The organism is Rubripirellula obstinata (assembly GCF_001642955.1).
GTDB classification, from domain to species: domain Bacteria; phylum Planctomycetota; class Planctomycetia; order Pirellulales; family Pirellulaceae; genus Rubripirellula; species Rubripirellula obstinata.
Map to the genome: position 1 here is coordinate 26,414 of NZ_LWSK01000028.1, position 21,528 is coordinate 47,941.

Genomic DNA, 21,528 nt, shown 5'->3' on the forward strand with positions numbered 1-21,528 from the left:
TCGGGATCGCGGTCTTGGCGTTCATCGCAACGCTGATCATGTTTAAAAAGTGCTACATCGTGGTTGGCCCCGATAAGGCAATCATCAAATCCGGCATCAGCGGACTGGATGTCTACACGGCCGAAGGCACGTTCGTCGTTCCTTTGTTCCATCGCTATGAGTTCATGGACCTGACGCTGAAGAGTTTTGAAATCAGCCGCCAGGGAAGCGAAGGGCTGATCTGTCGCGACAACATCCGCGCCGACATCAAGGTCGCCTTCTTCATTCGCGTTGACAGTTCCAAAGACGAAATGAAGGTTGTTGCCCAGTCGATCGGTGCAAAACGCTGCAGCGAACTGGAAACGATGCGAGAACTGTTTGACGCCAAGTTCAGCGAAGCACTCAAAACCGTCGGCAAGCAGTTTGAATTTGTTGATCTTTACGATCAACGTGACAAGTTCAAAGACGAAATCCTAAAAGTTATCGGTACCGATTTGAATGGTTACCGGCTTGATGACGCAGCGATTGACTATCTGGAACAAACGCCGCTAAACCTGCTGTCGCCGACCAACATCCTGGACGCCGAGGGTATCAAAAAGATCACCGAACTGACCTCGACCGAAAAGGTCAAGGAAAACCAGTTCACGCGTGACAAAGAAAAGACGCTCAAAAAGCAAGACGTTGAAGCAGAGGAAACCATCCTGGCACTCGAACGACAACGCGTCGAAGCGGTCGAGAAGCAGAAGCGAGAGATTTCTGAAATCACGGCTCGCGAAAACGCCAGCGCCGCCAAGGTCCAGGAAGAACAAAAGCTGGAATCCGAACGGGCTCGCATCATCACCGAAGAAGAAGTTGGCGTAGCAGAAGAAAATAAGAATCGTCAAATCCTGGTCGCGATGCGGAACAAGGAAAAAACCGATGCCGTCGAACTGGAACGCGTCAATCGTGACCGCGATTTGGAAATGACCGAACGATTGCGTGTCGTCGGTGTGGCGGAAGTCGAAAAAGAAAAAGCGATCGAAACTGAAAAACGCAACATTCAAGAAGTCATCCGCGAAAGGGTTGCCGTCGAACGTGCTGTGGTGGAAGAACAGGAACGAATCAAGGACACTGAAGACTTTGCCAAGGCCGATCGTTTGAAGCAGGTGCAAGTCACCGCTGCCGAAATGAAGGCGAAGGAAGAATTAATTCGACTGACCCAGCAGGCTCAGGCTGAAAAGGAATCCAGCGAATTGATGGCCGAGAAAGTTCGCATCGATTCGGAAGCTCGACGCGACGCCGCCGAAAAGGACACGGCTGCCGCCAAAATGCTGGCCGAAGCAGACGCCGCCGCATCGGCCGCACCAGGTTTAGCCGAGGCCACCGTGATCGAGGCCAAAGCGACCGCGATCGAGAAGCAGGGTTTGGCCGAAGCCAACGTGGAACTGGAAAAGTATCGCGCCGAAGCGATCGGGATTACCGAGAAGGCAGACGCGATGAAACAACTCGACAGTGTCGGCAAGGAACACGAAGAATTCAAGCTGAACCTTGACAAGGAAAAGCAAGTCGAAATCGCTGCCATCGACGCTCAACGCGGCATCGCCGAATCACAAGCCGGCGTGGTTGGCGACGCTCTGAAATCGGCTCGCATTGACATTGTCGGTGGCGATGGAGAGTTCTTTGATCAGATCACGTCCGCCGTGAAGGGCGGCAAGGCGATCGACCGCTTTGTCTACAACAGCAAGGTGGCAACCGACATCAAGGACACGTTCTTTGACGGCAACGCGGATTACTTCCGTGAACAACTCGCTGGCCTGATCAAACAGTTCAACCTGGACACCGACGGCGTAAAAGACCTGTCGATCGCGGCACTGATCGCCAAGCTGATGGGCATGGCAAAAACCGACGACGTTCGGACGCAGTTGACCGGCCTGCTAAGCATGGCAGGTACCGCCAACGTCGCCGATCAAAAAGCGTCGCGGTTGCTGGCTGATCGGACGGTTGATAACGGCAAAACTTCGTAAGAAATTAACCACGGATGGCTTTCGCGGGACCACGGATGAGTATGCCCCTACGCGCCACATCCGTGGTCCCGCGAAAGCCATCCGTGGTTAAAACCTTTCCACCCCCTCTCACCACCCATCCGCTGTGACTGATCAAAAGCTTGCCGCTGGAACTTACGAAGTGCTTCGCAATCGGTTGCGGGACGCTGCGTCGGATTTGCGCACCCGTCTGGGCAAGCTTAATGAATCTCGTGCCGAAGTTTTTGGCAACATTCAAACGACGTTGTTGGCGACCGAACGAGTCAACACGGAACACAACTGCACGCCGCGCGACCTGGTTGCGATCGGTGATCAATTTATCTTTGGTTACAACGTTCAATTCGGACTAAAAACCGAGATCGAACTTGCCGATGTGTTCAGCGCCTACACGATGACGGATCTTCAGTTCCATGAAGTTCCGTTGGACCTGATTGGCGACGATCGCTTTGTCAGTGACTTCCACGACCTGTATCGGTTTTACAAAGACACGCGTTTCATTCGCTTCTTCCGAAACGGCCCGATGCTGCACATGGTGTTTCAGGTCGGCAAGACGGCTCGCGACATCAAGTCGTTCAAATGGCGAGTCGGTGAAGACAAACTGGAATACCTGGACAACCGCAGTGAGCATGAAGTTCGCTATCCGCCTCAGCATGAATTCCGTTGGACTCGCACGACGCGTGACCAGCACCACTACGGCGCTCACCCACACATTTCGATTGACGACATTGTGTTCGTCGAAGCCGTCGGCGGCGACTTGACGATCAAAGTCGAAAACAACACCGGTTCTGGTGCTGGCATCTACGCCGAAGATGTTGATGACGCCGACCAAACGCTTGACGATGCCGAGATCCATTACGCGATCCTGGGCAACTTGGTGTTGATGAAGGTGCGGCCGTATCAAGAAGAAAAAACACGCTACCTGATTTACAACGCCAAGCTCGCCACGGCGATGCGGCTGGACGAGATCGAACACGCCTGCGTGATGCTGCCCGGCGATCATGGGTTGATCTTTCCCGGCGGATACTACTTGCAAACCGGCGAATTTAAACGGTTTGATCACGGCCTGACCGAGATGCGTTACCAGCGCACGATCGCCGCCCCCAACGGCGAAGACTATCTGTATCTTTTCTACAACTCGTCGACCGGAACCTACGTTCAACTTCGTTACAACCTGATTCGGCAAACCGTCGATACGCCGCTGGTGTGTCACGGCCAGACGTTTTTTCCGCAGGGCGAAATGGTCTGTTTCCGCTCGCAAGAAGAACCGTCCAAGCATCATGCCATTCAAATTTGGCAAACTCCATTCGCCGGTGAAGGCTACGTTCCGGAAAATCAAACCGATTCGTTGCTGTTCAAAATCGGTAACAAGGAAATCGTCGGCGGCATGGCCCAGTGCAGTGAACTGCTGCAACTGATCGACAAAGACGACGCCTACGAAGATCTGTACGTTGATCTGGCCAAGAAATCATCCGACATCTTGGATTCGTATTTCTGGATCGCGAAACCGGAAACGGAAACGTTGTCCGAACCGATCGAAAAGATTCGTGAAGCCGCGGGTGCTGCGGTCGATGAGTTTGAGAAAGTGGTTCGAGTTCGCAACGAAACTCAATCTCGCACCAAAGAAGTGCAAACCGAAATTGGCGAACTGGTAAAGTCGATTGAACGAGGTCGGTTTGAATCAATCGACGACTTCGTCGGTGCCCTCGCGTCGCTTCGTAAGAGTCGCGGTCATGCGCTGGGGCTGAAAGAGCTTCGTTACGTCGATGAAGAACTGGTTCAGTCACTCGAAGACCAAACGGTTGAAAAATCTGAACGATTGAGTCGCCGCTGCGTGGATTTCCTGCTGACGCCAGGATCATTGTCGCCCTACATCGATCGGGTCGCCCAGGCGGATCAGGAAGTGGATGACGTCGCGACGGTCGCCGAAGCGAAAAAGCTGGAAGAGTCAATTGACGAAGCTGGCAGCCAGTTGGAATTGCTGACCGAAACCGTCAGCAATCTGCGAATCGACGATGCCACCAAGCGTACCGAGATCATCGATTCGATTTCCGACGTGTTTGCGTCCGTCAACCGAGTTCGCAGCAAGCTAAAGGCTCACACGCAGGCGTTGGTCAGCGTCGAAGGCAAAGCAGAGTTTGCTTCACAATTAAAACTGCTCGAACAAACCGTCGCGGGCTATCTGGACGTGTCCGACACACCGGAAAAATGCGACAGCTACCTGACCAAGGTGATGGTTTCGCTGGAAGAGTTGGAAGGTCGGTTTGCGGAGTTCGATGAATTTGTCGCACAACTGACCGAGCGCCGCGAGGATGTTTACGCTGCGTTTGAATCTCGCAAAGTCGGCCTGATAGAAAAACGTAATCGACGCGCCGAGTCACTTGCGTCGGCGGCCACGCGAATCTTGAAGGGCATTGACTCTCGCGTCAGCAAGATGGAATCGCCCGATGATATCGCCGCCTACTTTGCCGGCGATTTGATGGTCGAAAAGGTTCGCAGCATCATTGAAGACTTGGATGACCTCGATGATGCCGTTCGCGTGGAAGATTTGCAGGGGCGGCTGAAAACGATTCGCGAAGACGCCAACCGCCAACTGCGTGACCGGCAAGATCTGTACGAAGACGGCGGCGACATCATTCGTTTGGGAAACCAAAAATTCGCCGTCAACACTCAACCGCTTGATCTGACCACGGTGCTACGCGGCGGCGAAATGTGTCTGCATTTGACGGGCACCCAGTTCTTTGAACCGCTTCACGACGAAGCGTTGATCGCGGCAAAGGATTTGTGGGACCAGGAATGGGTTAGCGAGAACGCTGATCTTTACCGGTCCGAATTTCTAGCGGTCGATGCATTTCAGCGTGGTGAATCGCCCACGATCGATGGACGGTTTGACGAAGGTTACGCCAAAGGGGTTCACGATCACGATGCAAATTTGATTTATCAAACGCTGATTCAAATGGATGGTGAGATTGGCCTATTGCGGCATGCCCCATCGGTCCGCGCCGCCGCCCGGTTATGGTTCGATTCGATTCTGGACACCAAAGTTCGCAAGCAGATGACGGATTGGATTGGCGGCTTTGCGAAACTCGCCTCCGCTTTCCCCCATGCGGAACCGGCCAAAGAGTTTCGCAATCGCCTGGAATCACTGGCGACGGATGACTGGGAAGGCTTTGACGGATTGTTTCCGCGTGAGGTCACTCCCGCGACCGTCAGCGATTACTTGTTTGATGAACTGATTGCACCGCATCGCTACGCAACACTCAGCGGCCGAGCGGCGACGTTGTATCAGCAGTTTTGTGAATCGCTGCCTGAATCGGACCGCAGCAAGTTGCTGGATGCAGCGATCAAAAAGGAATCGTCACCCGTTCGGCAATTCGTGCTCGCACGAAACTGGGCCGATGCGTTCTTCCAAAAGCACGCTGGCGAAGATACTTCGGATCCGGCCCAGTCGTACCGCGACGAACTTGCGTGGCGAATCGCATCGACTGCGAATAATTTCCACGTCGTCAAGTCTTCGGTTTCGGCGACGTTGGAGAAGTTGGCGGGGAATCATTCGCGAATCCAATCCGGCAGCATGATGATCAACTATCACGAAATGCTTTCGCGGGTTCGCGGTTACTTGGCCGACGTGGTGCCGCGGTTTCGGGCGTTGCATGATGCCAAGGCTCGCATCGTCGATCAGGCTCGGACTGAAATGCGGCTGGAAGAGTTCAAGCCGCGAGTGTTGACGAGTTTTGTTCGCAACCGATTGCTCGATGAAGTTTACTTGCCGCTGATCGGTGACAACTTGGCCAAGCAAATGGGTGCGGCGGGCGAAGGCAAACGCACCGACCGGATGGGATTGTTGTTGCTGATTTCTCCGCCGGGTTACGGCAAGACAACGTTGATGGAATACGTCGCCAACCGTCTTGGCATCGTGTTCATGAAGATCAACGGCCCGGCGATCGGTCACGGCGTCACGTCGCTCGATCCCGACGAAGCACCCAACGCGGCTGCGCGTGAAGAGGTCCAGCGTTTGAACTTGGCGCTCGAAATGGGCGATAACGTGATGCTGTACTTGGATGACATTCAACACACGCACCCTGAATTTTTGCAGAAGTTCATTTCGCTATGCGATGCGACTCGAAAGATCGAAGGCGTGCGAAACGGAAAGACGCGGACTTACGATTTGCGAGGCCGACGTGTCGCCGTCGTCATGGCGGGCAACCCGTACACCGAAAGTGGCGAACGCTTCCAAGTTCCCGACATGCTTTCCAACCGCGCCGACGTTTACAATCTTGGCGAGATCATCGGCGACTCGGCCGAAGCGTTCGAGATCAGCTACCTGGAAAACAGTCTTACCAGCAACCCGACGCTCGCGCCGTTATCGACTTGTCCGCCCGAAGACGCGCGGGCGATTATTCAAGCTGCGATGCGAGATTCGATCGAAGGCATCGAACTGGAAAGCAACCTGTCGCTCGATCAAGTTCGCGAGATGTTTGAAGTGATGCGGAAACTACTTCGCGTTCGCGACGTGGTGCTGAAGGTCAATCGTGCCTACATCCGCTCGGCCGCTCAAGCCGACGCCTATCGCACTGAACCGCCGTTTAAGTTACAGGGTAGTTATCGAAACATGAACCGGATGGCCGAGAAGGTCGCCGCGGTGATGAACGAGTCCGAATTGCAATCGTTGATCGTCAGTGCCTATGAACAGGACGCTCAAACGTTGACGACTGACAACGAAGCTAACGTGTTGAAGTTCAAAGAGTTGGTGGGCATTTTGTCGGCTGAGGAAAAGGAACGCTGGGACGCGATCAAATATGCGTATCTGGAAAGCGTTCGCATGTCGGGCTTGGACAGCGACGACCAGGCCGGCCAATTGATGCGTCAGTTGGCATCGATGCGAGACGGCCTGGAATCGATTCGCCAAGTGATCAGCAAAGCGGTCTCGGTCACCGACACATCATCCGAAGACCGCATGGATGCCCGCATCGATACGGTTCGATCGGCATTGCAATCAACCAGCGATCAGTTGGCCGCAATCGCGAAGCAGCAAGCCACCAATCCGCCCGATCAAAAAGTCCTGGTCCAGCACAAAGTTCCTCGCGTGCTGGCCGACTTGGTCAAAGGCCAATTCCATCTGATGCAGGAATGGCTGCGGCCGATCATGGAAGAATCGATCGACAACGGTCGCGACCTAGATCGACTGCAAAAACAGCTCGAATCGATGATGGAGAACTACCGATCGGTGCAGCAGAGTTTCGAGAGTCCTGCGGACGAGTCCCAGGAATAATTCACCCACTCCAGAGAGTGGCCTGCGAGCCTATTTAAATTTCAATGCGCGTATTTCTTTCCTTACACGCGTCCTAAGTGCGTTACATTACGGCACGTTCCACAGCGGGATTCCGTTGTTCGGGCCGAAGATAGCTGTTGGCGATTGCGGCAGCTCTCTTCTTCTCTTCGTACTTTTCAATCTGCTAGGCGGTATCCATTGCGTATTCCTTCAAGAAAGCGTTCACGCCAAGGTTCCAAGAGAAAACGTCTCCACCGAGGGCTTAACCGTGTTTCCCGCATGGAATCGCTTGAACCGCGGCTGCCGCTTTCAGCGAGTTCGATTGGCGGAAAACCTTTTGTCGATGTCGGCCCATCGGACAACGTTGCCTGGGATCAACCTCGTGTGACGGTTCAGTTCTTGACGGGCGATCTTGACCCAACTCAAGAACCCAATTCGACCAACATTGTGGGCCCCAACACGGTCAATCTATGGTTGTTGGACACCGGGGCCAATACGACGCTGGCGTTTCAAACTGCCGTTGAGGATATGGAGAATGCTGAGCCTGTATACGAAACAGACGGTAAGTTTTTTGAAATCGGTGTGGGTGGTTTTCAGGAATTCGATATCAGCGAATCTTACACGTTCGACTTTGCTGGAACGAAGACCAATGAGCGACTTCGTTTGACCGATGCGAGAATCATCAGCGATCCGACGCGCGACGTTAGCATTGCCGGCCCTTACGGCATCGCGGGAATGCCGCTGATGACTGAGCGAGTGACCACGCTGGACTTCACGCCCTGGTTGGACCTCAGCGATTTTAACTTCCTGATGGAAACTGACTTTACCGACACGTTGCCCGATCCCTGGCAACCCGCCAATGATCCGACGGGTGAGAACGCGGCAGTGCGTTACACCGTCAGCGTTGACAATCGTATCTCTTTTGATCCTCAAGACGGTTTGGACCGAGCAGGAAATCCCGAACTTGACGCGCCGATGTGGGCTGACGTTCCCTTCCTAACCGGCGAATTGAAGAACAATGATCTGGTGACGTCGGGCAATTTGTTGTTTGACACGGGTGCGCAAGTCAGCATCTTGAGTTCACGAATGGCGTTTGATTTGGGTTTGGATTCCAATCAAGACGGCGAGCTTAACGAACTAGACGCCGCATTCGCGCGCAATGAACAGGTAACCGGTGTTGGCGGATTGACCAACACGCCGGTCTTCTTAATCGATGAAGTTCACATCCCGACCGACCAAGGGCCCGACCTTGTTTGGACAGACTTGCAGTGGTTGATTCTGGATATCTACGAAGGAATTGACGGTGTGTTCGGGTTCGACAACATGACCAGCGGTTGGATCGAAAACTTTGGCGTGCCGGGTAACGCGGGTTACTTGCTTCAATCGCACTTGGATTTCCGAGGCTACGAAACAACGGGACAAGGAAAGGTCCATTTCGATCTCAATCCGGCGTTCTTGACCGAAGTTGATCCTGTCGGTTTCGGTGCGACGGTCATCGAGAGTGCAGGCAGCACGATCGTCGGCGAAATTGTCGGGCATGATGATACCTATGAAATCTCGCTCAATACTCAACCGACCGCTGACGTCACGGTGACGTTTGAAGGCAACAATGGACAGGTCGCTGCATTTGATAGTGCAAACCCAGCAAATCAATTCATCACCTTCACGACCAGCAACTGGGACCAAACGCAAACAGTACGCGTCAGAGGTTTAGATGATTCTGCAGTAGAGAATTACCGACGTGCGTTTATTCGTAACTTAAGCAGCAGTGCGGACCCCAATTACGATGGCGTGGGCATGCCAAGAGTTTCAGTAGGCGTGATCGATAACGATCTTCCTGGTGTCATGATTCTTCCGACCGGGGGCGAGACGGTCGTCAGCGAAGATGGCGCAGCCGACTATTACGATATTGTCTTGACCCATCCGCCAACTCAGATTGTTTCGATTGATCTAAATCATACTTCTGGGCAGATTGTTGCTGAAAACAACGTTACCGGAACATCGTCTCTTATTTTTACGGCGAGCAATTGGAACGTGCCGCAGCGAGTCAAAGTGACCGCCGTTGATGATTCGCTTTCGGAGGGAAACCACAGCGCGTTTATCTCACATAGCGTGGTCACCGAAGACACTGAGTTTCAAGCCAACGCATTCGTGTTGCAAGAAAAAGTTGAGATCCTGGACAACGAAGTAGCTCAAGGCACGACAATCGCAGTTGATGACTTCTTTGACACCGTTGAAGACACCCCTTTGGTCGTTACAACACCGGGGCTGCTTGGCAATGACGTGATGCAATCGATGGGCCCCATTTCAGTTGACATTTCGCCCGGATTTGCACCAACGCCTAGCCATGGAACGGTCACAAACCTGGGTTCCGATGGAACGTTCACGTACACCCCTGATGACGATTTCCATGGAACCGACACCTTTACTTATCGCGTTATCGGTGGCGATGGTTCATGGGATGTTGCAACGGTTCGGATTCAAGTTGCTGAGCAGTTGGAACTTGAATCGGTGCAGTTCGGTAACACTCCCGCGGGCGCAACGCCACCGGCCAGCCAATCCGTCATCGAAAAAGTTCAAATAGAACTCGATGGCGTCGCAACGATCAGCCAAGGTGCCATTGAGGTGGAACGAATCGAAGGCGAAGTAGTCACGCTAATCCCTGTCAACATGACCTCATCTATGAATACTGCAGGAAAGACGGTGGTGGAACTTGGTTTCACGGTAGGTTCGTCTGAATTCGTCAACGAATATGGTTCGCTGAAAGACGGCGCTTACCGCCTTCGGATTCGTGGCGACATGATCTTTAGCGAGGATGGATCAGCGATGGGAACCGAGATGGAAATCGTTGACGGTTTCTATGCTAAGTATGGCGACTACGATGCCAGCGGCGACGTCGGGCTGACTGACTTTGCAAGGTTCCGATCGACGTTCGGTAAAAGCGACGGCGACGCGGACTATGCCGACGAAGTGGACTACGATCGAAACGGCAGCGTCGGCTTGTCCGACTTCGCGGCATTCCGCCGTGCTTTTGGAAACTAGCTCTTGTAGGACCGAACAAGCTTAACGCAGTTCCGGCAATGGCAATGAACATCGCTGGATTGCCGGAACTGCGCCGAAGCGGCTTGTTCCGGCCTACCTACTGGCTGCTACCTGCTGGCGATCAGCGTGACGTTTTGTTTTGCGTCTGGTAATCCGTACCGGTTACGTCTTCTTTGCCGATACTTGGGTTTGGTAGTGTAATTCCGAACATTGGCCCTCCCGACCCCTACCTCCGGTTACTTCGGAACTTGCGGCTTATCAGGCCCCACCCAATCGACCGATTCCTCTGGTACGACACTGTCCGATTGGCTGTTTGCCTGAGCGTTCTATGAAGACTGAACTTATTGAACAACATGATCTTGCGACGGGCTCATCTAATCGGCCCGGCCATCAGCAATTCACTGATCACCAACACTTGTTTGCCGTGGTCTGGATTGCGATTGCTTGGATTGTTGGGTCGCTGGTCTTTGAAGTGACCGCCGATGGGGCTGAACCAGACTTGGTGAATTCAACGATCGTTGTTCCATCAATGATGGACCAGTGGCAACAACAAGAAACGGAATTTGCAATCGCCTACGCTGGCATCGAAGAATTTGATCGCATTCAACGCGAAAGTGAACTGCGTCCAGCTTTCCAAGCTGTCATCGCAACTGCAAAAAAAGAAACCGTATCGAAACGGCGAACTGTCGCGACGCGCCAGGAAATTGCCAAAAAGATATCGCAACACAATCCAGTCACAACCGATTCGGTCGCAACCGATTCAGTCACCAAGAATCCCGTGACCGTGATTCCAGCAACGATCGCAAAGCCAAACGATCAAAACCAAATTGTCGATGCAGGTGTTCCCGCGGCCGAATCTGCTGAGATCGAATACGATGAACTCCCCCAGTTGGTCCAGCAAGTCGTTCACAGTTTTCAAGAATGGATGTCTCCGGTACACGTCGATGTCCCATCCAACAACACCTCCGCGACTCGGCCGATCAAAACCAAGGAGAACGCAGTAGCCGCGTTCAAGGCGACTCCTAAGGTTCAGTCGAACGATCAACTTGAAACCGTCACCGTCGCCGACGCCCACATCATTCGCGCCGCCGCAAAACCGGTCATCGTTCCTCAGCAAGACGAACCAACCGACAGTCCAACCATCAATGCTCCGGTCATCGCCACCAACATCCGCACCACGGTTGCCAGCGTAGAAGAAACCACACCGGCCGCATCTACTGAAGAGAAACAGCCCAACGGAAATTCTCCGGTTGAACACGTTGCTGCAAAATGGCCCATCGACGCTGGCGAACTGCTCGCTGGCAATCTAATGGGCACAGCGAAACCGGAAAACAACGGCGTTTCGCTAAACGTCGACAAAGCCGACGTGCGAGGCGTGATCGAAATGCTGGCTCGCGGTTACGGGATGAACATTCTGGTTGCACCCGAAGTCAAAGGCACCGTGACGGCCAACGTCGAAGGTTTGTCACCCGAGCAAACGCTCGATGGCATTGTGAAAATGTGCAACTTGAACCTGCAACGCGAAGGCACATTGATCTACGTTTACCCAGACACCAAGTTGCCATCCGACGCACGCGAATTGCGAGTGTTTGAACTCGATTTCGCTCGAGCAGAAATCCTTGAACCCACGGTTCAAGGATTGTTGTCGCCCGTCGGAAGCGCGTTCATCACCAAAGTCGACGCGAACGACAATCTACGATCACAGGAAACGATCGTTGTCCTGGATATTCCCACCGCAATCTTGCAAGTACAAAAATACATCTTCCAAGCAGATCGCGCACCGCGGCAAGTGATGATCGAAGCAAACATCTTGGAAGTCACCTTGGATGACAACTTAAGACACGGCGTGGACTTTGGATCGATCCTGGGCGGTGACTTTTCGATCGGCGCTGGTGACATTTCAACGCCACCCGTGATCAATGAAACCAATCCGTTATTCTTCGCTCGCGTTAGCGGATCAAAAATTGACGCGTTGATTGATTTCCTGGAAACCACCAACGATTCCAAAACGCTGGCATCACCACGCGTCCAAGTGATCAATGGTCAAAACGCACGGATCCAGGTTGGCGAGCAGACCGGTTACACCGTCGCCACCGCCACACAGGCTGCGGTTGTCGAATCGGTCGAGTTTCTTGACACGGGTGTCGTTCTTGAGGTTACTCCGACGATCAGCCGCGACAATCGAATTTTGCTGTTTGTCAAACCCGAAGTAAGCGATCCAGATTTTAGCGGCGAAACGGGAAGCGTTCCCGGAAAGAGCACTCGCGAGGTCGAAACATCGGTGCTGTTGGACAATCATCAAGGGTTGGTGATCGGTGGTCTGATTCGCGAAGAAGACACAACACTGATTCAAAAACTTCCTTGGCTTGGTGACATCAAGTACGCGGGCAAACTGTTCCAACGACGACGCGTCACTCGCGAACGCACCGAGATTATTGTTGCTCTAACGTGCCACATTGCCGAAGATTGTATTGTTGACGAAAGATCCGAAATCGAACTGCAACGAACCAGCGAACCGCTTTACCATGGCGCATTGCAGCGTAACTGCCGGCCCTGGGAAGCGCGTCTGCCAGATTCGGTTGGCACCGCGCCTCACCTGGATGTGAACAAAATCAATCGACGACTGCCATAGCAGTCCATCGTCTACTGTAAACGCCTTTTTCCTCCGCGGTTTTGACAAAACCTCGGTGGAAAGCGGCGGAGAACAGTCTGCAAAACCCAGCCTAAATCGTCGCGTTTAATCGCAGCCCGTCGTAAGCCAATTCGACACCGTCGGGCAGGTCGGCCATGGTTTCGGCGTAACCCAGATTGTGCCCGCAATGAGTCAACAGCGTCTTCTCCGCGCCCACTTTGCGGCCCAGCTCGATCGCTTCTTCGACGTTGAAATGAGTCGGATGGGTTTCATGCCTTAGCGCTCCGAGCACAAGCGTTTTGACTCCTTGCAGTTTAGCGAGCGATGAATCTGGTACCTCGTTCGTGTCGGTGCAATACGCGAAATCTCCGATCCGGAATCCTAGCACCTCAAAGTGCGGACCATGTTTTAAACGGATCGGAGTGACGGTGGTGCCAAGCACCTCGAAATCATTCTCACAATCGATGGAGTGAAACACGAGCTGCGGTGTTGCTCCTGGGTGAGTTGGCTTGCGATTCATGAATGCGTAGTCAAAGGAATGCCGAATTCGTTCTTCAACTTTGGCTTCGCAAAACAGCGGCACCGGAGCACCGAGACGAAACGGGAATAGCCGCACATCGTCCAAGCCAAAAATGTGGTCCGCGTGTTCGTGAGTGAACAAGATCGAATGGACCAGCGGAATTTTCTCGCGCAGCAACTGCATTCGCAAGTCGGGCGGCGTGTCAATCAAGAGCGTTCCGCCCTCGGATTTGTCGGTCGCAGGTATCTCAACCACGATCGAACATCGCGTTCGGTTGTCGCGTGCATCATCACTTTGACAGACGGGACATTCACAACCGATCACCGGAACCCCGACGCTGGTCCCGGTTCCTAGAAAGATTACTTCAGCAGTTTGAGTCGTTAGCATGCCGCAAACTATAGCAACCACGAACTTGATTCTGTAGGCCGCGTGGAGTCCCCCGCCGTGAAGAGATTTTATCCGGCAAAAAACCATTGTTTCGTTTAGCCGCGTTGGGCATCGCCTGGGCTGCGCAACTGGGATCTGATGGGGCTTTTGTTATTTAGGCCGGATCGCTTCCTATCGAACGTGGCAGGACTTGGCGGCGGAAAGCGGTCAGGGTCGTTCCAAGTTGCTTGTCGACCCAAGTGGACAGTTTTTTGGTCGTGACATTGCGGAAGCTCTCTCGAATCGTCGCTTCGTCGCGTGAGGCAACCGTGGCAGCCATCGAGAGGACATTCCGTGTGAAACCCTCACGGCAATGCTGACCGCCAAGCTGCTTCCCCTTCCCAATCAACGATTCGAGAATCTCGCTGCTCGCCGGCAGGGAAACTCCCGGGGGAAGCTTGGCGATGTTCGATCGCATCGCTTCGACGACTTCATCACGAAAACGCTTTGTCTGATCGTCGATTGCCTCGTTTGCCAGACGCCCAGCTAAACGCTCCGCTCCACCGGCGGCAAAGCCTTCACGACGAGCATGGTCCAGCGTCGTGTTGACCATCGACATCAATCGGCTCCAACGAGCAATCGACTGACGATACTCAAGCAGCCAACCGAACTTCTCGTCCAAGCGTCCCAGTCGCTGAGCATTCGGACGCTGCTCGGCAGGCTGATCCAACAAAGCCAACATCCGCTCACTCCAGCCCAGAAGCGTTTGCAGATTCATGTAGCGTGCTTTGACTTTCAGCTTCGGTGGCAGCAGCGAGCCCAATTCGGTCTGCTTGGCTTTGGGCTGAGTGGTGCCGCAGTGAGCGAGAAACGATTTCCAATTCGGGTCTTTTTCGAGCACGTGCTTCAGCGCCGTCGCCGCTCGATGCGACATGTCGGTCAAGCCGATCGCGTTGGGCTTCTCGGGCAACGAGTTTTGCTCAAGCAGCGCGATTCCCCCAGTCAAATCGGAACCTTGATCCGAAACGATTCCCACCACGCCCCCGACCAATGCTCTGGCGCGAGCGAGTTGCTCGGCAACGACGGTGCCATTGGACGTGTCGACGACCTCGATCAAGATCATCGACAAGTCACTCAGCCGGATCGGTCGCGCGAGTGCCTTCCAGTGCGACAATCGAATTCCCACGATCACCAGACATTTTTGGTTGCCCAGTTGAATGGTGTGATCAATCAGCAGCACCCAGTCGTCGGCTTGCTCCTTGGGGCGAGTCAGTTCATGCAGCCCGATTCGCAGAACCCAATTTTGAACCGTGTTGGCCACGGGTGCTTGGCAGAGCGATGGACAAACTCGCTGAAGCGTGGTGAGGATTTTCGGGCAGGCCCGGTAGCTGACGACCGCATCGAACACCCAGTTCAAGGTTAGTTCGATGATGCTGACGGAAAATCGGTGGCGCGGCAGTGCCGGAAGAAGGTGCTCCGCAGCGGGACTCGGTGGTGGTTCTGGTGGTTCAGTCTGATCTTTTTAATTCTTCGAGTTGCTGTTGGAGTCGGGTGACCTCTTGGCGTAGTTGCCGTGCCTCGTCTCGCCATCTCTTTCGGCTATCGCGAGCGTTGGCGAGGTTCTGCTTGGTCGCTTTGAGCGACTGCTTGACGTCGATGCATTTGGCTTTCCATTTCTGGCGGCCAACACGAGCACAGTGAAGCAACTTGTACTGAGGCGACTTAAACTCAATTTCTTTGGCTGGCATGACGGGCACCTCCTTGATCGGGAAAAAGTGCAAATAACAGAACCAATCTCGCCACAATCACCAATACCAATTTCAACCCAATCAGGCACTCAGTTGCGCAGCCCAGGCCCTGGCTACCCTGCCTGCTCCGCCATCCCAAAAGTGTCAGGAGAATTGTCTGGAAAATGGGCGTCTGTAGTAATCGCGAGCAGTCATCGGGTGACACTCATTGGGTGACACTCATTGGGTGACACTCATTGGGTGACACTCATTGAGTGACACTGGGAAGCACAACCGGCGAGCGGATAGGCACAAAAAAACGCCGCGAGAAGCGGCGTTTCTGACACCGCTTGTCACCGCCCGTTAGCGGGCGGCAGCAAGCGGCGATTGATGGAGGCGGCGGGAATTGAACCCGCGTCCCGCGATGCGTCCACGTGACCGTCTACGATGTGTAGTCAGACTATTTGTAGTTCACTCAGTCCATTGCTGGCTTGGAGAACCTTTTCGCTTCGCTGGGCGCTGCCTGACAGGCTCCCAGTTCCGCTAACACCGAATCTTTTTTAACTCACCGCGTCTCGCGTAGGACGGTGAGCGAACCAAAATTGTGACGGGTATTCAGGCGACTTTGGTGGCCCCCATCAACCCGGGCTGCCTGTAATTAGGCTGCCAGTTGGAAACTTTCGTTATCAACTAAAAAATTTTGATCAGCTTTTTACGTGGCCAACTGATCAACCACGACACGCAGGTCAGCGCTTCTCATCATCCGGTCGAATCCAGGTCACCCCCGTCTTCGATCGTGTTCAACTGATCCAAATGGCTCTCCAAATGGCTCAGCATCTCACTGCGACGAAGTATACCTCGCGAGCCCTTCCACGCCAATCTGCATTCACGGCGTCGCCAGATTCCGGTGGCAACCCTGGTGATAAATTGCGGTTCTGCGATCAGGGGGGGACGCAAAAAAGGCAGGATTTGCACTGCAATTTTCGACAAAGTCGAATTTTGTCTCGCATTCTTGCTGCCATCAAATGTCTAATTAACGTGACAAGGCGACAAAAGCAGGTACGGATCGCCACATGACCGCCGAATGCTGGTCAATTCATTTTTGCGGCGGGGGTGCGTTACCATTACAACGGTTTTTCCGATGCTATCGCCGGATTGGCGGGGAGCCTTTGATCCTTACAGGATTTCCATTGGTGGTACCGCTGGACTCTTGCATGATGTCGCTTACGTTTCTTGATGGCAAATTTTGAAGCGAAGATTATTCACCTGATTAACCTATATCTGAACTCTTCCTGCGTACCCAGTAAATTTCCCGAACAAATTCAATGGCTAACACAAACGAAATTTCAGCATCCCGAGTCCGGCAAAACGCTCGACCCAGCGTGGAGGAAGAGCAGGACTCGCTTGACGTCTTCGCCATCCTTGGACGTCAGCGTTGGTTGATTGCTGCCTTGTCGCTCGCGGGCTTGGCCGCCGGCATTGCGTATGCACTCACCGCAGAGGTTTGGTATTCGTCGCAGGCCAAAGTACTGATCAATGAACGGTCGGCTGGCTTGGGTTCCGAGGGCAATGCGACGAACGTCGTCGATGAAGACATCCTGGCGAACCACATCGAACTGCTGCAAAGCCGATTGATTGTCGGGGAAGCGTTGGAGGCCAACGGTCTCCTTGAGCTGGATTCAATCCTGCCGCACCTGAACGAAAAGATAGACTCGGTTGATTACGTCATCGAGCATTTGTCGATCGTCAAAGGCGGTGACGGATCCGCAAAGACTGCTCGCAGCTTGAAGGTATTGTTTGATCACACCGACGCTGAAGATACACAGCTAGTCTTAACAGCTATTCTAAAACGCTACGAAGAATTCATCATCAGTCAGGTTGAACAGGTCGTTGGCCAAGCCAACCAAATGGTCAACCAAGCCAAGAACGAGGTGGAAACAGAGCTTGTTGCAGCGGAGCAAGAATACCTGACCGCTCGCCAGAACGCGCCGCTGTTTTTTCAAGGCGAAGGCAGTAGTAATATCTACCAGGATCGATTCCGTTCTCTCCAAGAGCAATTGCTTGACATCGACATCCAAGAATCGTCGATCAAGACTCGTTTGAAGCGAGTGGAAGTCACGCTAAACGAAATTGACGAAACGAACACTAGTGCTGTTGATCAACTCGACAAACTGGCTCTGATCGATAGCGAAAGTCTTGAACGCTTGGGCGTCTTTGCTGGGCTGCAAATGAGTGCCAGCAACACCGCCGAGTTTAAATCGGCGATGCCTGCGAAGATGGAAGGAGCTCGTGCTGAAATCACGCACCTGCTGCAACTCAACAGCGAAAAGCAACGGCTGACTGCGGTCTTTGGACCAGGTCACCCAAAGGTGCAAGACATTCAAGGACAAATCGAAGGCGTCAAGGAGTTCCTGCAAAGCAATGAAAACCTTGCCGAATCCGCTTCGATGTTTGGCGAAAGCACGCTGACGGCAACAGGGTTATTGAAGGCTTATGTTGGGTTCTTGAACCATGACCTCGCAACCCTGGGCGAACAGCGCAAAGAGCTAAATTTCTTAGCCGCGGACGCTGAAACCAAAGCCAAGGATTTGATCGAGTACGAACTTAACGACATGGTCCTGCGAAAGAAAATTGAACGCCAAGAAGCACTCTTTGATGGTGTCGTTCAGCAACTTCGCGACTTGGACACTGCCAGCGGACTAAGCGGTTATCTCTACGAATTCTTGGAAGTGCCACGCCTGGGCGAAAAGTCCTGGCCGAAGCTTCCGATTTGTGGTTTGGGTGGATTGATGCTCGGTACTTTCGGCGGATTGTTCTTTGCCGTCGCCAATGAATTCCGAGATCGTCGTTTCCGATCGGCTGCTGAATTGGATGAAGCAATCGGCCTTCCAAACCTTGGAATGGTCGGCAAACTGAACTCGATCCGCGATGGAATCTCTGGATTGATCGCAGTCGAAAATTCGCCCAACGCGGAAGCTTTCCGATTGGGCCGGACCGTGCTGTTACCTGAAGTGCGGTCAGGCAAACTGCGGACGATTGGTTTCACCAGCCCCATGCAAGGCGATGGTAAATCGACCGTATGTTCAAACTTCGCAGTCTCGTTCTCGCAGATTGGACTGCGAGTCCTGGTCATCGACGCCGACCTTCGTCGCCCCAGTGCTCACCGATACTTTAGCGTCGCTAAAGGTGCCGGTTTGTGCGATGTGCTAGAAGGTCGTGCCGAGTTCGCCGATGTGATTAAGGAAACCGACGCGGAAAATGTTTCCGTCATCACCGCTGGCTCATCACCCAAGATGGCCGCCGAACTTCTGCAGTCCGAGAAACTTGACGAGATTCTGAGTCAGGCGAAAGAACAGTACGACCTGGTGATTGTTGACTTGCCGCCCGTACTTGCGGTCTCCGATCCAATCGTAGTCATGTCACGTCTTGACGGCGGAGTCTTGGTGGTCCGCGTTGCCAACGTTCGTCGCGACGAAGTGATCAACACGATGCGACGAATCGCAGCCTCAGGCGGCAACTTCGTCGGCTGCGTGCTCAACGCCTTCGGCTCCGGCCAGAAGTTCAACGTCCAAGGCGGCTACTACGGCTACTACCAAAGCGACTACACCAAGTCGCCCAAGAAGAATGGTGCCGTGAAACCTTTGCCGGCAAGATCTGCCGCGATAAGCAGCGACATCGCCGGTCGCGACGGCTGATAGGTGATGTTGCTGATAGGTGACGTTGCTGATCAGGCAAGTGCATCAATTTTGGTGCACTTGGCATGATTGCTTCGCGGCTTACAGATGCTTGCACAAAACATGCACAGTCTGAGACAAAACGGTCCCAAATCTGGACACCGATGCACGCGCCATTGAGCTCAGCTGGCGAAGCTAATGTTCGTAACTTGTTGCTGTGATAAGACCTTGGTGATTTGCCGTTATAATTGGCCCTGAAATTGCACCGCGTCGTCAATCAGCAACTCGGACTCGACTTCTAGAAGCAAAGGTGATTGCGGCTTCATTCACGAATGGGTGAATGAAGCCAGCATCGCCCTCTTATAAAACCAACGCTTCTCCTCTTTCACCGGATAATCCGATGAGTCTTGATTTGTCCGTCAATTACGGCGGCCTGTTTCTGCATTCACCCATCGTGGTTGGGGCATGCCCGATGACGATGGACGACCAGACTCGGTTGAGTCTTGAATCGGCGGGAGCGGGCGCGATCGTTTTGCCATCGATCTTTGAGGAACAAGTTTCAAATTGGATTGATGATGAACGTGACGATCGGTGTTTCTTTCGCGAGCAACGCCGCAGGATGTTTGTCGATTCAATCGACGCCAAGACCTATTTGGCGCTCGTCAATCGCAGTAGTAACCAACTAATGATTCCCGTGATTGCGAGTATCAATGGTGGTGCATCGGAATGCTGTGTTGAGTACGCCAGTGAGTTGCAAGAAGCTGGGGCCGCCGGCATTGAGATCAATCTTCAGCCTGGTCACGATCGCGAATTCTTTGGCTCGGGTGAAATCGAAGACTCGCTAGTGGAGGCGATGGAGGCTTTCAGCCAATCGATTTCGGTTCCTCTGTTCGTCAAGTTCGATCGCGGCGGTGTCAGTCTGCCGCACCTGGCAAGGCGTTGCTGTTCTGGCGTTTCGGGAATGGTTTTGCACGGGCGAAGTCCCGATGTAGACATCTGTTTAGATAACCTGGGGTTATGCACTCAATGGAATCTAAGTCCGCCTCAAACTTCGAATCAATTGATTGAACCGATCATGCGATTGCACTTGCAATGTCCTGCAATGTCGATCGCTGCGAGCGGCGGCATATCAACTTGCGAAGGCGTTGCAAAAGTTTTGTTGGCGGGAGCGGACGTCGCCATGTTGACCTCGGAACTCTATCGGTCCGGTCCCGACATTGTACGAACAATGATCGATGGCTTGATCGTATTTTTGCAACGTCATCATCTTGAATCGATGCAAGACTTGCAACGAAATCGGCCCGTGATGTTTGATGATGTGGAAACCCGAACCAGTTATGTTTCGGCGCTTTCGCACAAGCTGCCTGCGAATCATCAAGGTTTTGCCAACTTAGAGACGAGCGATCGAGAAACCGGATATCAGCAATGCGACCGATGGGGACATTTGTTATCCGAAAGCGGTCAAACAGTGGGACAATCAACGCAGAGTTTTGAGTCACCGGAGAATCTTAAGTAACCCCCTTCTTCCGAACAGCCGAGGATCGATTGATGCGATTAGCAATGCACAGAATTGACGATCACCGTCGAATGTACCGAATTGCGGCAAACTCGATCACCGTTCAGCACAAACGCTGGGTCCAAACGCGGACGGCTGAGTCGTTCCGAAGAAAAAAGCTGGGATTTACCGAAGCATTGGCAAATTCGGGTTGCCAAAAATTAAGGGTCATCGAGGTCGTCGTTCTAGACAAGTCGGTGCTGTTGCAAGGGCGTGTGGAAAGTTTTTACTTGAAACAGCTTGCACAAGAATCCGTGCGACCGTCGGCACAAGGCATGCGAATTGTCAACAGGATCGAAGTGGTGTAACGGCGCATGCCGGAACAAGGAGTCTTCGACGCAGTTCCGGCAATCCGCGCCGAAGCTGTCTACCAACACCGCATGCCGGAACAGCGCCGAAGCGGCTCGTTGCCGGCCTACATCCTGGGCCTAACAAAATTTCGCTGTCGCTTGGGGCTGACACCCAACGCCGTGAAGAGTTTTGGTCCCCGAAAAAACGGATTAGTTCGTTTAGCCGCGTGGGCATCGCCCCGCGCGTCGTGCGGCACCACAGCGCGCGGGGTGAGTCCACGGCGGGGGGCCGCCATGCTACTTTTCGCCCCGCGCGTCGTGCGGCACCGAACGCGCGGGGCGATGCCCACGCGGTTAAACAAAATGTCACGACGATCGAGCGTGGCTGGCACCCCAAGCTGGCACCGATCGCGGCTTCGTTGCCCGCCCCTCGTTGGGTTGAAGTTCGTTGGC

10 protein-coding genes and 1 other RNA gene are annotated in these 21,528 nt (G+C 53.5%); 7 read left to right on the forward strand and 4 right to left on the reverse strand.

Translation table 11 applies throughout. The features are described from left to right. The first annotated feature begins 38 nt into the window (after positions 1-38). The 4 genes from RC85_RS09755 (at position 39) to RC85_RS09770 (ending at position 12,943) form a co-directional block, all read left to right on the forward strand. Positions 39-1,982: a flotillin family protein gene (locus RC85_RS09755; RefSeq protein WP_420821404.1), complete on the forward strand. Its 1,944-nt coding sequence runs from the start codon at positions 39-41 to the stop codon at positions 1,980-1,982. A 124-nt stretch (positions 1,983-2,106) separates the two neighbouring features. Continuing rightward, the gene (locus RC85_RS09760) at positions 2,107-7,269 is read left to right on the forward strand and encodes a DNA repair ATPase (protein WP_068261816.1); all 5,163 of its coding nucleotides are present in this window, start codon (positions 2,107-2,109) and stop codon (positions 7,267-7,269) included. A 279-nt stretch (positions 7,270-7,548) separates the two neighbouring features. After that, positions 7,549-10,311: an Ig-like domain-containing protein gene (locus RC85_RS09765; protein ID WP_068261819.1), complete on the forward strand. Its 2,763-nt coding sequence runs from the start codon at positions 7,549-7,551 to the stop codon at positions 10,309-10,311. A 328-nt stretch (positions 10,312-10,639) separates the two neighbouring features. Then, on the forward strand, positions 10,640-12,943 hold the full coding sequence (locus RC85_RS09770; protein WP_068261821.1) for a type II secretion system protein GspD: 2,304 nt from the start codon (positions 10,640-10,642) through the stop codon (positions 12,941-12,943). A 91-nt stretch (positions 12,944-13,034) separates the two neighbouring features. On the opposite strand, the gene RC85_RS09775 is transcribed toward RC85_RS09770, so the two are convergent. The 4 genes from RC85_RS09775 to ssrA form a co-directional block, all read right to left on the reverse strand. Then, positions 13,035-13,850 (reverse strand): MBL fold metallo-hydrolase, encoded by an 816-nt coding sequence (locus RC85_RS09775; protein WP_068261824.1) that lies wholly within the window; start codon positions 13,848-13,850, stop codon positions 13,035-13,037. Positions 13,851-14,004: 154 nt separating this feature from the next. Beyond that, complete coding sequence (locus RC85_RS09780; protein ID WP_068261827.1) at positions 14,005-15,246, reverse strand: hypothetical protein; 1,242 nt, start codon at positions 15,244-15,246, stop codon at positions 14,005-14,007. 91 nt (positions 15,247-15,337) lie between these two features. Next, positions 15,338-15,577, reverse strand: a complete 240-nt coding sequence (locus tag RC85_RS09785) for a hypothetical protein (RefSeq protein WP_149752672.1) — start codon at positions 15,575-15,577, stop codon at positions 15,338-15,340. Between the two features lie 367 nt (positions 15,578-15,944). Continuing rightward, positions 15,945-16,342: a transfer-messenger RNA gene (ssrA, locus tag RC85_RS09790) on the reverse strand. Between the two features lie 539 nt (positions 16,343-16,881). Between ssrA and RC85_RS09795 the strand changes: the two genes are divergently transcribed. The 3 genes from RC85_RS09795 (at position 16,882) to RC85_RS09805 (ending at position 21,093) form a co-directional block, all read left to right on the forward strand. Continuing rightward, on the forward strand, positions 16,882-19,251 hold the full coding sequence (locus RC85_RS09795) for a polysaccharide biosynthesis tyrosine autokinase (protein WP_084422523.1): 2,370 nt from the start codon (positions 16,882-16,884) through the stop codon (positions 19,249-19,251). Between the two features lie 379 nt (positions 19,252-19,630). Next, positions 19,631-20,746 carry a beta/alpha barrel domain-containing protein gene (locus RC85_RS09800; RefSeq protein ID WP_068261831.1) on the forward strand — a complete coding sequence of 372 codons (1,116 nt, stop codon included), beginning with the start codon at positions 19,631-19,633 and terminating at the stop codon, positions 20,744-20,746. A gap of 32 nt (positions 20,747-20,778) precedes the next feature. Then, complete coding sequence (locus tag RC85_RS09805; RefSeq protein ID WP_149752687.1) at positions 20,779-21,093, forward strand: BON domain-containing protein; 315 nt, start codon at positions 20,779-20,781, stop codon at positions 21,091-21,093. The last annotated feature ends 435 nt before the right edge of the window (positions 21,094-21,528 follow it).

What these genes read in the sequence shown, in the direction of transcription:
- RC85_RS09755 (WP_420821404.1), top strand. Translation starts at nt 39, where the DNA reads ATGTTTAAAAAGTGCTACATCGTGGTTGGCCCCGATAAGGCAATCATC.
- RC85_RS09765 (WP_068261819.1), top strand. Translation starts at nt 7,549, where the DNA reads ATGGAATCGCTTGAACCGCGGCTGCCGCTTTCAGCGAGTTCGATTGGC.
- RC85_RS09770 (WP_068261821.1), top strand. Translation starts at nt 10,640, where the DNA reads ATGAAGACTGAACTTATTGAACAACATGATCTTGCGACGGGCTCATCT.
- RC85_RS09775 (WP_068261824.1), bottom strand. Translation starts at nt 13,850, where the DNA reads ATGCTAACGACTCAAACTGCTGAAGTAATCTTTCTAGGAACCGGGACC.
- RC85_RS09785 (WP_149752672.1), bottom strand. Translation starts at nt 15,577, where the DNA reads ATGCCAGCCAAAGAAATTGAGTTTAAGTCGCCTCAGTACAAGTTGCTT.
- RC85_RS09795 (WP_084422523.1), top strand. Translation starts at nt 16,882, where the DNA reads ATGGCTAACACAAACGAAATTTCAGCATCCCGAGTCCGGCAAAACGCT.
- RC85_RS09800 (WP_068261831.1), top strand. Translation starts at nt 19,631, where the DNA reads ATGAGTCTTGATTTGTCCGTCAATTACGGCGGCCTGTTTCTGCATTCA.
- RC85_RS09805 (WP_149752687.1), top strand. Translation starts at nt 20,779, where the DNA reads ATGCGATTAGCAATGCACAGAATTGACGATCACCGTCGAATGTACCGA.